The sequence below is a fragment of the Bradyrhizobium sp. AZCC 1719 genome (assembly GCF_036924525.1).
Classification (GTDB): domain Bacteria; phylum Pseudomonadota; class Alphaproteobacteria; order Rhizobiales; family Xanthobacteraceae; genus Bradyrhizobium.
In genome coordinates, this window is the sequence record NZ_JAZHRU010000001.1 from 1439479 (window position 1) to 1455822 (window position 16344).

A 16344-nucleotide genomic window follows, 5' to 3' on the forward strand; every position below is an offset into this window, starting at 1 on the left:
TAGCCGATTCCGGGCCACGTGGTCGAGGATACGCTGAAGGCGCAGATCAAGCGGTAGGTTATGCAGCTGTCATTCCGGGATGGTCCGTAGGACCAGACCCGGAATCTCGAGATTCCGGGTTCGGCTCTCCGAGCCGCCCCGGAATGACGGACCCAACTCAGAGGTGCCGGCCCATCGCGAGCTGGTAGATCGTCACCAGAACTTCGAACAGGATCAGCAGCACGATAATCACTTCGAGCCGAAGCGAGCGACGCGTGTCGATGATATCGGTCAACACCTGCGCGCTCTCGGCAATGACGGCGAGCTTGCTGTTCAGCGATTCCGCACGCTCATTGAGCTCGTACTCGTCTTCCAGCCGGGCATACAGCCGCTCCAAATGCGGCTTGTCCCAGAGCACGTCGGGTTTCTCTTCCACCTCGACCGGCCCCGACACCCGATGCCGCACCAGAAGCGCGCTGCCGATATTTTTCAGGATCGAGCGACGGCTGCCACGCATACGCCCGCTCAGCGCCAGTTCCCGCGCGAACGGTTCGGTCGTATCGAATACGCTGGCAACCTCGCGTTCGTGCCGAGCCAGAACGACGCTCTTCGCCAGAGCCTCGCCGACCAGAATCAGCCGCTCGGGCGAAAGGCTTTGCAGGCAGATCGGCCCGCCGGGTGGAATCTGGTCCTCCCTTTCGGGGGCCAACTCGACGATTGCGATTTCCTCGTCACGCCGTGCAAACTTGCCCGTCATGCGCTTGTCAAGGCCGCGAAGGAATTCCTCTTCCTCCAGCGCGTTCAGTCCGATCAGGACCACCACGCCATAGCGGAAGAGAATCGCGACGCCATTCTCGTTGACGCGAAACGCAAGCGGTGTGGTGGCAAGGACATCGCTGCGCTCAAGGCCCGACGTATTCAGGCGATCGCTGACAAAGAAGGCGCGAGCCGTGGTGCGAGGCCCGACCAGCGACGATGTAGAAGCCTTATTCGATGCAGAATCCTGGCTCATGGAAATCCCAACTGCCGAACCCCGAAACTGGCCGGCGAAGGCGAAACAAGACCTCGCACCCCAACCCGTCACACGACGCGCAACCCTATCACGGAGCCGTGCGGATCACAGCCGGTTGCAAGATGATCGCAAACCCCGTGTTGACGACCTTCCGGGGATGAATATGTTCCCCAGATGGAAAACAGAACCGATACCCAGGCCGAGAACCAGGCGAAGGCCGGCGCGATGATCGTGCCGGTGACGCTATTCGAGCAGAACTGCACCATCATCTGGCACGAGCCTTCCAAGAAAGCCGTGGTGGTCGATCCCGGCGGGGACGTTCCCAAAATTCTGGAGGCTATCAAGCAGACCGGCGTTACGGTCGAGAAGATCTGGCTGACGCACGGCCATATCGATCATGTCGGCGGCGCCGCCGATTTGCGTGACGCGCTGCAGGTCAAGATCGAGGGTCCGCATATCGCCGATAAATTCCTGCTCGACAACGTCGTCTCGAGCGGCGAGCGCTTCGGCATCACCGGGGTGCGCAATTTCGGGCCCGACCGCTGGCTCGACGAAGGCGATCAGGTCTCGATCGGCGAACTCACCTTCGACATCCTGCACTGCCCCGGCCACTCGCCGGGCAGCGTCGTGTTCTTCAACAAGGAATTGCGCTTCGCCCATGTCGGCGACGTGCTGTTCAACGGATCGGTCGGGCGCACCGATCTGCCCGGCGGCAGCCACGCCACGCTGATCAATTCGATCAAGGAAAAGCTGTTGCCGCTCGGCGACGACGTCGGCTTCATCTGCGGCCATGGCGCCGGCTCCAGCCTCGGTCAGGAGCGGCTGACCAATCCGTTCCTCACAGACGAGATGTGAGCGGAAATTGTCCGGCTGACGCTGTGATGTCCGGCTACTTCATCAAGCCTGCGGCCGTCAGCGCGCGGGTGATGACGCTGCCGACATCGATGCCGCGGCGCTTCGGTTCGCGCGGCGCCGGCTTGTGTTCGCGAACCGGCTTGTGGGTCCTCGACCAGAGTCTTGCGGCGATATCGGACGACTGCAGGGACTCCGTGGCGGCCGACGGAACGATCTTCGGCGCCTGCGCCGGCCTGGCCGCTTCGCTGGCCGGACTGACGCGCTCGGTCAGGCCGAAAAAATTTGCGATGTGATACGACGAGGAAATTCCCGCCTCGATCAGGAACGCACCTTCCGCGCCGTAGCGCTCGTCATTGCCGGCAAGCCCCAGCGGCGTACCGTGGGCCATATCGGTGATGGTATAGGACTCCACGACGGTCTCGCCGTCTTCATTCCACCAGACTTCGCGCGGATGGCCGTCGACGTCTCCCGTCGACATCGGCGCCGCCGGCAGGCTGTGGACGTCGAGCCACTGCTTGACGATCTCATTGGCGTTGCCCGGGTTGACGGTGCGATCGGCGCTGCCGTGCCACACCGACACTTTCGGCCATGGTCCCCTGTGCTTGGAGGCCTTGCGCACGAAATCGCCCAGCTTGCCGGCGGGGCGCGACGTCGACTGCATCATGCCGCCGAGCGCTTCGCGGACATTGCTGGCGATACCGTAGGGCAGACCGGCGATGATGGCGCCGCCCGCAAACACGTCCGGATAGGTCGCCAACATCACCGAGGTCATCGCGCCGCCGGCGGAAAGCCCGGTAATGAAGATGCGGCGCGAATCGATCTTGTGATCGGCGACCATCCGCGCGACCATCTGACGGATCGAAGAGGCCTCGCCGCGGCCGCGCGCGATGTCGCCCGGATTGAACCAGTTGAAACAGGTGTTGGCGTTGTTCGACGCCTGCTGCTCGGGCATCAGCAACGCAAACCCGTAGCGCTTGGCGAGCGTCGACCAGCCGGTGCCGAAGTCGTAACCGGCCGCGGTCTGGCCGCAGCCATGCAGCACGACGACAAGGGCGCGTGCGGGCAGCAATTGCTCCGGCACGAAAGCGAACATTTTGAGCGCACCGGGATTGGTGCCGAATCCGCTGATTTCGACGAGCGGACTGCCGGCCCCGGGCAACTTGCTTCGGCCATAGATTCCCAGGCCATTGAACCCGTTCAGCTTCGGGAAATGGCGCAAGAATTCGACGTTCTTGGCGAGGGACAACGACAGACTCCTGGGGCGATTCTTCTTAACTCATGCTACCCAGAACAGATAGTTGCTGCACTGCAAAATAAAAAGACCGTGCACTGTCATTCCCCACAATCAAATTTTGGCAGTTGACGTTAATTTGTCATCCTGTGATCCGACGCATCCATGTCAGGAATGCGGCGCAGGCGATGATCGACAATGCAAACAGTGCGGCAGCCGCAAGCGGCGCCGGCCACGCCGGCTTGGCAGATTCGATGGCCAAGAATACCGCGCCGATGGCGGCCACGATCAAGCCGGTCGACGGTGGAGCGAACCGAAACGCTGATCATGCTGTCGATGGCAAAGGAGACTGGAGCGTCAGTCTCCAGCGCGCTCAATTCTGACGTTGCTCGCAAGGGCCGCGCGCGCCGCCCGCACCGGGAAGTAACCGAACAAGAGAAAAGCAAGCACCCACGAATTCCGGGCTGCGGCATGTCGCTGACTTTGCGCGACTACCATGCGCTGCCCGCCCCGCTTCGAGGATTGCCTTGCCCTTTCCCTCCCCGTAGGTTTGATCCCGAGCAATTCAAAGAACAAGTATCCGGAGAGGAACACGCATGGCACGCCTGAAATTCGGAGCCTTTCTCGCCCCGCATCATCCGATCGGCGAGCATCCGCTGCTGCAATTCCGCCGCGACCTCGACTTCGTCGAACAGCTCGACACGCTCGGCTTCGACGAATTCTGGTGCGGCGAGCACCATTCCTCGGGCTGGGAAATGATCGCCTCGCCGGAAATGTTTCTGGCCGCTGCCGGCGAGCGCACCAAGCGCATCAAGCTCGGCACCGGCGTGATCTCGCTGCCCTATCACCATCCTTACAATGTCGCGCAGCGCATGGTGCAGCTCGACTGGATGACCGGCGGCCGTGCCATTTTCGGCTCAGGTCCGGGCGCGCTGGCCTCCGACGCGCACACGCTCGGCATCGATCCGATGACGCAGCGCGACCGCCAGGACGAGGCGATCGCGATCATCCGCCGGCTGTTCAAGGGCGAGCGCGTCACCGCCAAGAGCGACTGGTTCACCATGCAGGACGCCGCGCTGCAGATCCTGCCGCTACAGGAGGAAATGCCGTGCGTGGTGGCGTCCATGATCTCGCCGTCGGGCATGACGCTCGCCGGCAAATACGGCATCGGCATCATCTCGCTCGGCTCGATGTCGACGAAGGGCCTGATGTCGCTCGCGCAGCAATGGGAGTTCGCCGAGGATGCGGCGAAGAAGGCCGGCACCAGCGTGAGCCGCGCCAACTGGCGCGTGCTGCTCTCCTGGCACGTCGCCGAGACGCGCGAGCAGGCGCGGCGCGAAGCGCGTGAGGGGCTGATGCGCTGGCACAATGAATATAATGTCGGCACCTTGATGCGGCCGGGCGTCACTGCGTTCAAATCGCCCGACGAGGCCGTCGATCAGACCGCTTTCGTCGACGGCGCGGCTTCCGCCATAGGAACGCCCGACGACCTCGTCAACCTGATCAAGAACGTGATGAAACTGTCGGGCGGCGTCGGCAGCATTATCGGCTTCGCGCATGACTGGGCGAACATCGAAGCCACGCGCCGCAGCTGGGACATGGTGGCACGCTACGTGGTGCCGGAAATCAACGGCTACATCGACAGCCTGCGCAAGTCACAGAAGTTCGTGATCGAGAACCGCGCCGTGTTCGAGCGGGCGGGCGAAGCCGTGATGGCGAAGATCCTGGGCAACGAGAAGGCCGCCGCTGCGCTCACGGAGACGGGACCCGGCCGCGTCCCGATCGCCACTGCGAACGCGCCCGATTTGCAGAAGGAAGCGGCGAAGCGGAAGGCGTAATAGGCTTTGTGAGGGGCGACGAGATTTGTCCCCCGTCATTGCGAGCGAAGCGACTTGTCGCCGAAGCTCGAAGAGCGAAGGCGGAAGCAATCCATCTTCACGGCGGAAGGAAGATGATTGCTTCGTCGCTATCGTTCCTCGCAATGACAGGGGTTAGCGGCATTTTCCTTGGCGGGGGCGCCGACTTCCCGTAATTCAGGCCGCGACAAAGCCGCTGACACGGTGGATAATACTCGCAATCCGAGGCTCAACCGGAGCAATTGCCATGTCGATGCAGAGTGTGGCTTCTCCCGTCAGTATCCCGGTGCCGCCGAACCCCAAGGCGTTGAGGCACATTCCCGGTAACGAGGGGTGGCCGTTCATCGGCAACACGCTGGCGGTGCTGGCCGACCCCAAAGGACAGATTGAGAAGTCGGCCGCCAAATACGGTCTGATCTACCGCACCCATCTGTTCGGCGAGACCAGCGTGACGATGCTCGGGCCCGAGGCCAACGAGCTCGTGCTGTTCGACCAGGCGCGCCTGTTCTCCTCCACCCATGGCTGGGGACCGATCCTCGGCCTGTTGTTTCCGCGCGGGCTGATGCTGCTGGATTTTGAAGAGCACCGCCTGCACCGCCGCGCACTGTCGGTCGCGTTCAAGTCGGGGCCGATGAAGTCCTACCTCGTCGATCTCGACCGCGGCATTGCCGCGCGGGTCAAGCAGTGGAAGGCGCAGCCGGGCGAGATGCTGGTGTATCCGGCGATGAAGCAGCTCACGCTCGATCTGGCGGCGACGTCGTTCCTCGGCGCCGAGATCGGGCCTGAGGTCGACGAGATCACCCGCGCCTTCATCGACATGGTGGCCGCCGCGGTGGCGCCGATCCGGCGGCCGCTGCCGTTCACGCAGATGGGCCGCGGCGTTGCGGGCCGCAAGCGGATCGTTGCCTACTTCGCCGAGCAGATTCCGATCCGCCGCGCGCGTGGCGGCGGCGATGACCTGTTCTCGCAGCTATGTCAGGCGACGCACGAGAACGGCGCGCTGCTGTCGACTCAGGACATCATCGACCACATGAGCTTTCTGATGATGGCGGCGCATGACACGCTGACATCGTCGCTGACCTCCTTTGTTGGCGAGCTTGCCGCCCACCCCGAATGGCAGCAGCAGTTGCGCGAGGAAGTCAAAGGCCTGGGCATCGAGGCCAACGATCCCTCCAGCATCGACAATCTCGAAAAGATGCCGCTGTCGGAAATGGCGTTCAAGGAGGCGCTGCGGCTGAAGCCGCCGGTGCCGTCGATGCCGCGCCGCGCGGTGCGCGGCTTTTCGTTTAAGGGGTACGACGTTCCCGCCGGCACGCTGGTCGGCGTCAACCCGCTGTTCACGCACCATATGCCGGAGATCTGGCTTGAGCCGGACAAGTTCGATCCGATGCGTTTCTCCGACGAGGCGCAGCGCACCCGCCACCGTTTCGCCTGGGTGCCGTTCGGCGGCGGCGCGCATATGTGCCTCGGCCTGCACTTCGCCTACATGCAGGCGAAGACCTTTGCGCGGCATTTCCTGCAGAATCTCGAAGTGTCGCTGGAGCCCGGCTACAAGGCGAACTGGCAGATGTGGCCGATCCCGAAACCGCGGGACGGGCTGCGGGTGGTGGTGAAGGCGGTTTAGATTGGGCGCGTAGGGTGGGCAAAGCGCAGCGTGCCCACCATTCTAAGTCACGAATTCGGAAAGATGGTGGGCGCGCTTCGCTTTGCCCACCCTACGATTTGCCTTACTTCACCAGCGTCGTGAGCTGCGCGCCTTCGTCGGCCACGAACACCGCGATCAATTCCGCTGGCTCCGTAGTGCTGGCATTGGCCGAGACCAGGTGGGTTGAGCCGGGCGGCTCGAAGAACGACTGGCCGACCCCAAACGTCTCGACCGGACCGCCGGCAAGCTGCGAGCGAATCTCGCCCTTGGTAATGTAGGCGGTGACGGAGCCGGCATGCTGGTGCGCAGGCGTAAAGCCGCCCGGGCCGTAGAATACGCGCACGATGGTGACGCGCTTGCCCGGCACGTTCGGCAGTGCATGCGAGCTGATCGGCTCTACGACATCCTGCGTCGAACCGGTCACGCTGTTGGCGCAGAGCGGCTCGATGATCGCTGAAACCGCGTCCATGGTCGACGGCAGCGTCTTGCTGATGACGAAGGCACAGGCGAGCCCGGCGATGATGGCGAGATAGAACGGGCGGCCTTCCGATGGTGATAGGTGTAATGTTGTAGACATTTTCGTCTCTCTCCCAAGCGCGTCAGCTTTTGCATCCGTCATTCCGGGATGGTGCGTTAGCACCAGACCCGGAATCTCGAGATTCCGGGTCCGGTCCTTCGGACCGCCCCGGAATGACGACCCTAACCCTGATCGAATGCCTTCTTCAGCGTGACATAGCCCTGCTGCTGCTGGCTCCAATTGCGGCCGCCGGTCATGGCGCCGTCGACCACCAGATCGTGGCCGTTGATGAAGGAGGATTCGTCGCTGGCCAGAAACACCGCGGCATGCGCGATATCCTCGGGCAGACCGGCGCGCGGGATCGGCTGCACCGCCTTGTAGACCTCGCGCATCACGGCCGAGGTCTTTTCGGCAGCCTCCACCGACAGGCCGAGCGCTTTACCGAAAATGCCGGTCGCGATAGCGCCGGGCGAAATCGAATTGACGCGGATGTTGGCTTCGCCGAGCTCCATCGCCACGCATTTGGTGAGATGAATGACGGCGGCCTTCGCCGCGCTATAGACCATCGACGACGAAAAGCCGGCGAGGCGGCCGGCGATGCTGCCGTTGTTGATGATGCTGCCGGAGCCTTGCTTACGCATATGTGGCGCCGCATGCTTCATGCCGAGCATCACGCTGCGCACCAGCGTCGCCATCGCGGCATCAAACCGCTCGACCTCGAGGCCTTCGATGCCGCCGGTCTGCGCCGGGCCGCCGGCATTGTTGAACAGGCAATCGATACGGCCGAACTTTTCAACCGCAAGCCCGATCAACGCGCTCATCTGCTCTTCCACCGTGACGTCGGTCTGGCGGAAGATGCAGTTGGCGCCGAGCTTCTTGGCCAGCGCCTCGCCCTCCGGCGCGCGGCGCCCGGCGATGACGATTTTTGCGCCCTCGGCGACGAATAGCTCCGCGGTGTGCAATCCGATGCCGCTGGTCGCGCCGGTGATCACCGCGACCTTGCCGTCCAGCCGTCCCATGTTGTCACCCCCGTCGAAATTCGTTGATGCCAATATTCCCGTCCCTCGCGGACAAGGCAAGCGAGCTTGTTCCATCGCGATCACCCGGCGCTCGGCTGGCCTTGCTGCTTCCGCGCCACGAAATCCCCGATTTTCGGTATGATCGGCCATATTTTGGATGCGCTGATCACGTGAAGTGACAACCCCGATGAAGAAATTGATCGACGAGCTCAGGCACGGCTGGCAGGGAATCTCCCAGCCCTCCCTGCTTTCCAGCACGGTGTTCGCGACCGGCTGTCTCGCCTTGTCGACGATCGCCCGGTGGGGCATTGCCCAGATTCGTCCGGACGTATTCTTCACGCCTTATTTCCCAGCCGTGTTCCTGGCAGCCGCCGTCGGCGGCGCCCGGATCGGGATCGCGACGGCAATCGCGGGAGGCGCGCTCGGCGTCCTCGTCAATTTCAGCAGTGCCACGGCCGATTCTGCACGGTTTGCGCTGCTGGTGATGTTCTGGGCAGTTTGTGGCTTTGCCATTTGGGGCGTCGACCATTACCGGAGGATCGTCGCGCAACAACGAGAAGATTCGAAACGACTGGTCCAGGAAGAGGGATATCGCAAGCTCCTGGTCGAGGAGTTGCAGCACCGGCTCAAGAACAAGACGTCGACGATCCACGCTGTGCTGCACCAGGTCCTGCAGGACCAGCCGCAGATCTGGGGCAGCATCGACCACCGCCTCCGCGCCTTGTCGGCGACCGACGATTTGATTGCGCGGCTAGACGGCAGCGGCTGCGACATCAAGGACATGCTGCGTTCCGAGCTCGGGCCCTACGGCCACGTCCGGTTCAATTTGAACGGCGATGCGCTGTTTCTGCCGGCCAAACTGGCGGTCAGCCTGGCGCTGATCTTCCATGAGCTGGCCACCAATGCGGGCAAGTACGGCGCGTTTTCTTCGGCCCGCGGGCTGCTGCAAGTGTCGTGGTCGGTGTCGGACGATCGCCTCAATCTCACCTGGGATGAAACCGAAGGCCCCGTGATCGAAAGCGTCGGCCCGCCGGGCTTCGGCACCAAGCTGTTACAAGCGGCGCTGCGTGCGTTCGACGGCAAGACCGAGATCAGCTTCCTGAAGACCGGCGTGCATTGCACGATGCAATGCAAGATCCCGGCGAGCTAGGCGATTGCCGCCGGCACGCGCGAACTCTCTCGCATTGCGTTGACACTCTGTTAATGACGATCGAGCCCGGGGACGTTCGAAATCGTCGACTCCTACGGTTGTTGCGGCTTTTCGGAAGTGCGCTTAACCAATACTACAACCGACTTTGCCAAGCTCCGCGGCATGCAAAGTCCCTACAAGAACGACTTTCAGGCGGCGGCTACGCAGGCCGTCAACGAAAGCGCATTCGAATCCGAACTGAATATCCTGAGGGATATCGTCAGGCTGCTTCCGACCGGCGTGACGGTTCAGGACGAGAACGGCGAGTTCGTGCTGGTGAACGACGCCGCGGCAGCCGCGCTGCAGATGGCCACCGCCGCGCCGGAGGCCTCGCACCTGAACGATCGCCGCGAAACCTGCCTCGAATTGCTGCGTTCCGGCCGCCCGGCGGTGCTGGAGGAATCCATTGCCGGTAGCCAAACCAAGCAGGTATTTCTGACCTCCCACCGGCCGGTTCGGATCGCCGAGCGCAATCTGCTGATCTCGAGCTCGACCGACATTTCCGAACAAAAGGCGTTCGAGGAACATCTGTTCCGCTCCGCCTATTACGACGAGTTAACCGGGCTGCCGACCCGGCGCGTGATCGAACATCGCGTCAACAGTCTCTTGAAGTACGACAACGGACAGGGCCTTTTCGCGTTGGCCTTTCTCGACGTCGATAATTTCAAGCACATCAACGACTACTACGGACATTCGGTCGGCGACGCGCTGCTGGCGGAGATCGCCAAGCGGGTGGGACTTGATTTGCGCGATTCCGACATTCTGTCGCGGATCAGCGGCGACGAGTTCGTGCTGCTGCTCAACCCGGTCCAGAGCGAGAGCGAGGTTGCCGAATTCATCCGCTTCATCCTGCAGCGGCTGAAGGCGCCGTTCTTCATCGACCAGTCTGAAATCTTCGCCTCGACCTCGATCGGCGTCAGCCTCTACCCCGAGCACGGGCGCAGCTATGAGGAGTTGCGTCAGAACGCCGATATCGCGATGTACCGCGTCAAGAACGGCAGCAAGGGCGCCGCCGCGTTCTTCGACGCCAGCATGGAACGCGAAGCCCAGGCGCGGATGAAGGTCGAGCAGGCGCTGCGGGTGGCGATCCTGGAAAAACGCTTCTGCTGCGCTTTCCAGCCCAAGGTCGATATCCGGACCCAGGAGCTCATGGGCGTCGAGGCGCTGGTGCGCCTGCGCGACGACGAGGGGGTGATTCAAGCCCCCAGCACCTTCATCAATCTTGCCACCGAACTCGGCCTGATCGACGAACTGACTCACCTGGTGCTGGCCGAGATCGTCAAATCGATCGACCTGATCAACGAGAACTTCGGCCCCGACACCACGATCAGCATGAACGTCGCGGCCAAACAGGCCGGCAATCTCGAATTCATGCGCCCGTTTGCCCAGGCGATCGAAGCCACCGGATTTCCAAAGCGCTTCATGATCGAGGTGACGGAAGACGCCTTCGTCACCAAGACGCATTTTCAGGACGAGATCCTGCCGATCTTCCGCAAGCTCGGCGTCAAGATCTCGATCGACGATTTCGGCATCGGCTATTCATCGCTGTCGGCGTTGGCCGACATTACCGCCGACGAGATCAAGATCGACCGCTCCTTCATCACCGATATCCATATGCGTCCGCGCAGCCAGGGCATCTTGCGGGCAATCGAATCCTTAAGCGAAGCGCTCGGCATGACCGTGATCGCCGAAGGCATCGAAACTTTCGAGGAACTGGCCTATCTGCAGGCAGCGACCAAGATCCGCTACGCCCAAGGTTACTACTTCTCAAGGCCGATCTTCCTGGAAGACCTCAAGCTGACGATCCCGCGCGCCAGCGAGGCGCGGGCCAGCCAGGCCAGCCGGCCGGCACAGGAAAACCGCCCCACCTATTCGCGCGCCGGCGGCTATCGCCGCTAAGCCTCGCGATTGCGCCCGAAGGACACTCGATTAAGGCTTAGGTAACCGGATTTCCTAACGGCTTATGACATGCGCGCATCGTATGCGTGTTCCCGGGGAGAAGGGAGAATGCGCGACCTGTTTCACCACCTGCGAGGCATGAAGGCCCGGACCGCGGCCGCCGCACGGCACCTTGCCGCAACGATCCGGGGCCCGGTGTTGTGGCTGACCCTTTGCGGCGGCATGCTGGTCGCGGCGATTTTCGTCGGTACCATCATGATGGCCGGCGAGTTCCGTGAGCGCGCGCTTGTCAACAGCGAGCGCGAGCTGGAGAACACCGTTCTACTGCTCACCCGCCATTTCGACCAGCAGTTCGAGGACTCCGACACCCTCGCCGACGACGTGATCTCCCGGCTGCAGATTTCCGGCATCGGCTCGGAGAAGGAATTCCGGCAACGCGTCGCGAGCGCAGAAGCGCACGAGATCCTGAGATCGAAGGCGGGCGTCCTGTCCTATCTCGGCGACATCTCGATCTTCGATTCCAATGGAGACATCATCAACTGGTCGCGGCCGCTGCCGGCGCCCAAGCTCAACATTTCCGAGCGGGCCTATTTCAAGAGCTTCAAGTTCGATTCGCGATCACCCTCCATTCTCGCCGAGTCGGTTCGCAGCTATCTCACGGGCAACCTGAATTCCGTCATTGCCCATCGATTGAAGGGCGAAGACGGCATCTTCCTCGGCGTGATGACGCGGCGCATCAACCCCGCCAACTACGAAAGATTCTTCGCTTCCGTCGCGCTCGGGACCGGCGCCGCAATTTCGATGTTTCATGCCGACGGCACTTTGCTGGCCCGCTATCCGCGTGTCGACGCCCTGATCGGTCAGAATTTTTCGAACGCGCCGCTGCTGCAGCGCGTGCGGCAAAGCGGCAGCGCGCAGACGCTGCGCGTGCAAAGTCCGATCGACCAGACTGCCAGGCTGGGATCAGCGGCTCCGCTCGCGCACTATTCGGGCGTGGTGGTCGCGACCAACACGGTTGCCGCCGCACTCGCCGACTGGCGGGAGCAAACCAGATTCCTGCTCATCGCCGCAACGCTGTCCGCTGTGGTGATCGCCCTGATCCTGTTCCTTATCATCCGGCAGATCACCCGGCAGAGCCGCGAAGCGCAGCAGCGGCTGGAAACGGAACGGGGCCGGCTCGATACCGCCCTGAACAACATGATTCAGGGTCTGGCGACCTTCGACGCCTCGGCGCGGGTTGTCACCTTCAATCGCCGCTACATCGACATGTACAATTTATCGACCGAGATCGTGAAGCCAGGCTGCCACTTCCGCGATCTGATGCAGCACCGCAAGGACAGCGGATCGTTCGCCGGCGATGTCGATGAATTCTGCTCCACCGTGTTGCGAAATATCGCGCGCGGCCAGGTCGACCACAGCATCATGCAATGCCCGGACGGGCGCTCCGTCATGACGGTGCGAAAGCCGCTGGCGGATGGCGGGTGGATCGCCACCATGGAAGACATCACCGAGCGGCGCAACCTCGAGCAGGAGCGCGACCGCAACTACGCCTTCCTGAGCCAGATCATCGACCACATCCCCTCCCAGATCACCGTGAAGGACGTGCACGACCGGCGCTATCTGCTGGTCAACCGCGTGGCGGAAGCCCAGTTCGGCATTTCGCGCGACCTGATCATCGGCAGGACGGCCTCCGACATCTTTCCGCAAGCCGTCGCCGAGATCATCGCGGCCGACGAAGAGAAGACGCTGCAATCTCCCGACGGCCTGTTCAAGGACGAGCATGTCTGGGAAACCCGGGGGATGGGCCCGCGCTACGTCACCTCCAAACGGCTCGGAATCCGCAACTCGGCGGGCCAGGCCCATTACATCATCAACGTCGTCGATGACGTTACCGAGCGCCGGCTTGCCAACGAGAAGATCGCGAATCTGGCGCATTACGACGCGCTGACCGACCTTCCGAACCGGGTGCTGTTCCGCGAGCAAATCGAGCGCGAGCTTCGCAAGGCCGCAGGCGGCGAGCGATTCGCACTGCTCTATATCGACATCGACGAATTCAAGGGCATCAATGACTCGCTCGGACACCATGTCGGCGACGAACTTCTGAAGGCGGTCGCAGCCTGCCTCAAGGACTGCATCAAGCCGGGCGATCTGATCGCCCGTCTCGGCGGCGACGAATTCGCTGTCATCCAGACCGCGATCGGCAGCCGCGCGGAGGTCGAGGAATTCGTGGCCCGCATTTACGAGGCGATACGGCAGCCCTATCGGTGCCTCGGCCACCATCTCTCGACTGATGCGAGCATCGGCATCGCGCTCGCGCCGGAGGACGGCATCGAACTCGACCAGCTGATCAAGCACGCCGACCTTGCCATGTACGCCGCCAAGGCCGAGGGACGCCGCACCCATCGCTTCTTCGAGCCAGCGATGGATGCGCGCGCCCAGGCGCGACTCACCATGGAGCAGGATCTGCGACAGGCATTGGCCGACGGCGGCTTCGAAATTCACTACCAGCCGCTGCTCGATCTCGCGAGCGGCGAGGTGACGGGCTGCGAGGCGCTGTTGCGTTGGCGGCATCCCGAACGCGGCATGGTGTCTCCGGCCGAATTCATTCCGATTGCCGAAGACACCGGCCTGATCAACGAACTCGGCGATTGGGTCATGCAGATCGCCTGCACCGAGGCGGCCGGCTGGCCGTCCCGGGTCCGGCTCGCCGTCAACGTTTCTCCGATCCAGTTGAAGTCGCCGACGCTGGCGCTGCGGATCACCGGCGCGCTGGCCGCCTCCGGCCTACCGCCCGACCGGCTCGAGATCGAGATCACCGAGGCGGTGCTGATCCATGACGACGAAACCGCTCTCGCCATCCTGCATCAGCTTCGCGCCATCGGCGTGCGCATCGCGCTCGACGATTTCGGCACCGGCTTCTCTTCGCTGAGCTATCTGAAGCGATTCCCGTTCGACAAGATCAAGATCGATCGCTGCTTTGTCAGCGACATCGAGGTCGATGGCTCGGCGGCGATCGTGCAGGCAGTGGTGAACATCGCAGCCGCCCGCAACATGACCACGACGGCGGAAGGCGTCGAGACCGAGCAGCAGCGCGAGATCCTGCGCCAGCTCGGCTGCACGCAGATGCAGGGCTACCTGTTCAGCGCGCCGAAGCCGGCGGCCGAGGCGAGACGATTGCTGGGCGGGCGATTGGAGGCCGCGACGGCCGTCGCCTGACGCCGTTCCAGCGCGCCGGCGTCGAGGATGGCTGCGATCGCCGAACTGCTTCCCGCCTCAAGCGCCACGATGGCCTCCTTGGCCCAGAGGTAGGAAGCTTCGAAGATTTCCGTGTGGCGATCGAAATCCGTCACATCGATATCGAGCGGGAGCGGCGGCCGCATCACCGTATCGGACGGCCCGACCGGCAACGTATCGTAGCGCTGGTGCGCCACGAGGCTTCGCCATAGCACGTTCACGGCGCTGGGGGCCGCGGGCAACAGCTTCTTGCGGAACGGCGTCAGCATGGCGGCGATCAATTCCAGCCGTCCCGGCAGCGAGGCATAGTCGACGTCGAACATCTCCGCCGCCGGCTCACCGAAATGAACAACCAGATTGGGACCGCTCTTGAGTTGGTGCATCGAGGCCAGCGGGACGTTGTCGATCAGACATCCATCGACCAGCATCGCGCCCTCAGCCGTGTAGAACGGCGGCAACAGCCCAGGGATCGCGCTCGATGCGCGGACCGCCTGCCAAAGCGGCCCCGTGCGGATCAGTTCGAGATTGTGCGTCGAAAGGTTGGTGGCGACGGCCGCGAACGGCCGCCAGCAATCCTCGATCCGGCAGTCGGCGCCGTATTGATTGGCAAGCGCCCGATCGAACGCCTTGTGATCCAACAGCGCGTAGCGCGGCCAGGTCGGCCGCCGAAAGCTTCGGCTCCTGACGAAGATTTCATGCGTGCCGCGCTCGAGATGCTCGGCTTCGAGATTTTTGGCAAAGCCGGCAACCATGGCCGAGCCGACGCTGGTGCCGACGAAGATATCGAATATCGCACCGCGCTCGCGAAAGGCCTTGTAGATTCCGACATGGGCGGTTCCAAAACTGCCGCCGCCGGCGGCGACGAAGCCGACGGCGCGGCCGCATAGAAAACGAATCAGGCTGTCGATATCGACCTGATCTTCGAGCGCGACATGGTGATGCATGAAGGCCGGCAGCCGGGCGAGCCAGGCCGCAGTGCCGGAGACCTCGCCGCTTCGCCGGTCATGGATGCGGACGAGACGCCGGGCTGAGATCGAATGAACCTCGCAGGCGAAAGCCTCGATTTCCGTCAATGGGGCCGCAGGCGCATCCCCGCGACAGGCGAACACGACCATGTCGGCCTGACGGATCGCCTTGCGCGCCCAGGGCTGAGCCTCGCGGCCGCCGAGATAGACCACCAGCGGCGCGGTATGTTCGAGCCTGTTGAGCCATTCGGTGACTTCATGTGCATCGAGCGCGCGCCCGGGAAACATCGCATGCAAACGCGCGGCGTCGACGATCTCGGCCTGGGTCGCGGTCAAGCCGTCGCACATCCGGCGATCGAAACCGCCCGGCAGCGGCTGCAATCCGCCGTCGATCAGCGCCACCGTCCGCGCCTTCGGCGAGGTGGGGAACGGCGCGATGCGCGCGGTCTCCTTGGCGAACCGCCGCGCCAGCGCCGCGAGCAGCGCCTCGACGATGGCGGGGGCCTCTTCGACGAGCTTCTGATAGGCCGGGCGCGTCAATGCCAGCACGCTGGTGTCGCGGATGGCGATCACGTCGGCGGTGCGCGGGACATCGGCGAAGAAGCCGATTTCGCCGACCAGTTCGCCGGCGCGAAGCTCGGCGATAGGTTCGAGATAGCCGGTCTTGCGCACCGCCAGCGCGCCGTGCAGCACCAGGAAGAGCGAGTCCGACGGCCCGCCTTGCGCGACCAGCATTTGCCCGCGCACCAGATCCTGGCGGACCATGGCGTTGAGGGCCTTTAGCCGCTGTTCGGAACTGAGCGTTCGAAACAGCGCGAATTCCTCCAACGCGGAGCTCCACGCAAGTACCGAGCTCGATCCACTCATTTGGCGGTACCCAGTTGAATTCGCGGCCCGACTTTAGCGCCGCCCACACCGCACCGCGAGTGATATAAAGAGTGTG

12 protein-coding genes are annotated in these 16344 nt (G+C 63.1%); 7 read left to right on the forward strand and 5 right to left on the reverse strand.

Translation table 11 applies throughout. The features are described 5' to 3' along the window. Nucleotides 1-157 precede the first annotated feature (157 nt). Nucleotides 158-991: an RMD1 family protein gene (locus tag V1292_RS06925; RefSeq protein ID WP_334371299.1), complete on the reverse strand. Its 834-nt coding sequence runs from the start codon at nt 989-991 to the stop codon at nt 158-160. A gap of 174 nt (nt 992-1165) precedes the next feature. Here V1292_RS06925 and V1292_RS06930 point away from each other — a divergent pair, with 174 nt between their 5' ends. Continuing rightward, nucleotides 1166-1846, forward strand: coding sequence for an MBL fold metallo-hydrolase (locus V1292_RS06930; RefSeq protein ID WP_334371300.1), 681 nt, complete (start codon nt 1166-1168; stop codon nt 1844-1846). A gap of 34 nt (nt 1847-1880) precedes the next feature. On the opposite strand, the gene V1292_RS06935 is transcribed toward V1292_RS06930, so the two are convergent. After that, nucleotides 1881-3092 carry an extracellular catalytic domain type 1 short-chain-length polyhydroxyalkanoate depolymerase gene (locus tag V1292_RS06935; protein ID WP_334371302.1) on the reverse strand — a complete coding sequence of 404 codons (1212 nt, stop codon included), beginning with the start codon at nt 3090-3092 and terminating at the stop codon, nt 1881-1883. Between the two features lie 173 nt (nt 3093-3265). On the opposite strand from V1292_RS06935, the gene V1292_RS06940 reads away from it, so the two are divergent. The 3 genes from V1292_RS06940 (at nt 3266) to V1292_RS06950 (ending at nt 6557) form a co-directional block, all read left to right on the forward strand. Beyond that, a complete protein-coding gene (locus V1292_RS06940; protein ID WP_334371304.1) occupies nt 3266-3460 on the forward strand; it encodes a hypothetical protein in 195 nt (64 codons plus the stop codon). A 213-nt stretch (nt 3461-3673) separates the two neighbouring features. Beyond that, on the forward strand, nt 3674-4915 hold the full coding sequence (locus V1292_RS06945; protein WP_334371306.1) for an LLM class flavin-dependent oxidoreductase: 1242 nt from the start codon (nt 3674-3676) through the stop codon (nt 4913-4915). A gap of 265 nt (nt 4916-5180) precedes the next feature. Then, nucleotides 5181-6557 (forward strand): cytochrome P450, encoded by a 1377-nt coding sequence (locus tag V1292_RS06950; RefSeq protein ID WP_334371308.1) that lies wholly within the window; start codon nt 5181-5183, stop codon nt 6555-6557. Nucleotides 6558-6660: 103 nt separating this feature from the next. Here the strand turns inward: V1292_RS06950 and V1292_RS06955 are convergent, their stop codons facing one another. Continuing rightward, nucleotides 6661-7155, reverse strand: a complete 495-nt coding sequence (locus V1292_RS06955; RefSeq protein WP_334371310.1) for a cupin domain-containing protein — start codon at nt 7153-7155, stop codon at nt 6661-6663. Nucleotides 7156-7277: 122 nt separating this feature from the next. Next, on the reverse strand, nt 7278-8114 hold the full coding sequence (locus V1292_RS06960) for an SDR family NAD(P)-dependent oxidoreductase (protein WP_334371312.1): 837 nt from the start codon (nt 8112-8114) through the stop codon (nt 7278-7280). Between the two features lie 187 nt (nt 8115-8301). Between V1292_RS06960 and V1292_RS06965 the strand changes: the two genes are divergently transcribed. The 3 genes from V1292_RS06965 (at nt 8302) to V1292_RS06975 (ending at nt 14418) form a co-directional block, all read left to right on the forward strand. Then, complete coding sequence (locus V1292_RS06965; protein ID WP_334371314.1) at nt 8302-9264, forward strand: sensor histidine kinase; 963 nt, start codon at nt 8302-8304, stop codon at nt 9262-9264. Between the two features lie 162 nt (nt 9265-9426). After that, nucleotides 9427-11202, forward strand: coding sequence for a putative bifunctional diguanylate cyclase/phosphodiesterase (locus V1292_RS06970; protein ID WP_334371316.1), 1776 nt, complete (start codon nt 9427-9429; stop codon nt 11200-11202). 108 nt (nt 11203-11310) lie between these two features. Further along, on the forward strand, nt 11311-14418 hold the full coding sequence (locus tag V1292_RS06975; RefSeq protein WP_442895500.1) for an EAL domain-containing protein: 3108 nt from the start codon (nt 11311-11313) through the stop codon (nt 14416-14418). Here V1292_RS06975 and V1292_RS06980 read toward each other — a convergent pair. Next, on the reverse strand, nt 14334-16268 hold the full coding sequence (locus V1292_RS06980; RefSeq protein WP_334371318.1) for a patatin-like phospholipase family protein: 1935 nt from the start codon (nt 16266-16268) through the stop codon (nt 14334-14336). The two genes, V1292_RS06975 and V1292_RS06980, sit on opposite strands and share 85 nt — an antisense overlap. Nucleotides 16269-16344 lie beyond the last annotated feature (76 nt).

Bases quoted from the DNA above. Each gene is read 5' to 3' on its own strand.
- V1292_RS06965 (WP_334371314.1), top strand. From the start codon at position 8,302: ATGAAGAAATTGATCGACGAGCTCAGGCACGGCTGGCAGGGAATCTCC.
- V1292_RS06940 (WP_334371304.1), top strand. From the start codon at position 3,266: ATGATCGACAATGCAAACAGTGCGGCAGCCGCAAGCGGCGCCGGCCAC.
- V1292_RS06980 (WP_334371318.1), bottom strand. From the start codon at position 16,268: ATGAGTGGATCGAGCTCGGTACTTGCGTGGAGCTCCGCGTTGGAGGAA.
- V1292_RS06975 (WP_442895500.1), top strand. From the start codon at position 11,311: ATGCGCGACCTGTTTCACCACCTGCGAGGCATGAAGGCCCGGACCGCG.
- V1292_RS06970 (WP_334371316.1), top strand. From the start codon at position 9,427: ATGCAAAGTCCCTACAAGAACGACTTTCAGGCGGCGGCTACGCAGGCC.
- V1292_RS06950 (WP_334371308.1), top strand. From the start codon at position 5,181: ATGTCGATGCAGAGTGTGGCTTCTCCCGTCAGTATCCCGGTGCCGCCG.
- V1292_RS06955 (WP_334371310.1), bottom strand. From the start codon at position 7,155: ATGTCTACAACATTACACCTATCACCATCGGAAGGCCGCCCGTTCTAT.
- V1292_RS06930 (WP_334371300.1), top strand. From the start codon at position 1,166: ATGGAAAACAGAACCGATACCCAGGCCGAGAACCAGGCGAAGGCCGGC.
- V1292_RS06960 (WP_334371312.1), bottom strand. From the start codon at position 8,114: ATGGGACGGCTGGACGGCAAGGTCGCGGTGATCACCGGCGCGACCAGC.
- V1292_RS06945 (WP_334371306.1), top strand. From the start codon at position 3,674: ATGGCACGCCTGAAATTCGGAGCCTTTCTCGCCCCGCATCATCCGATC.
- V1292_RS06925 (WP_334371299.1), bottom strand. From the start codon at position 991: ATGAGCCAGGATTCTGCATCGAATAAGGCTTCTACATCGTCGCTGGTC.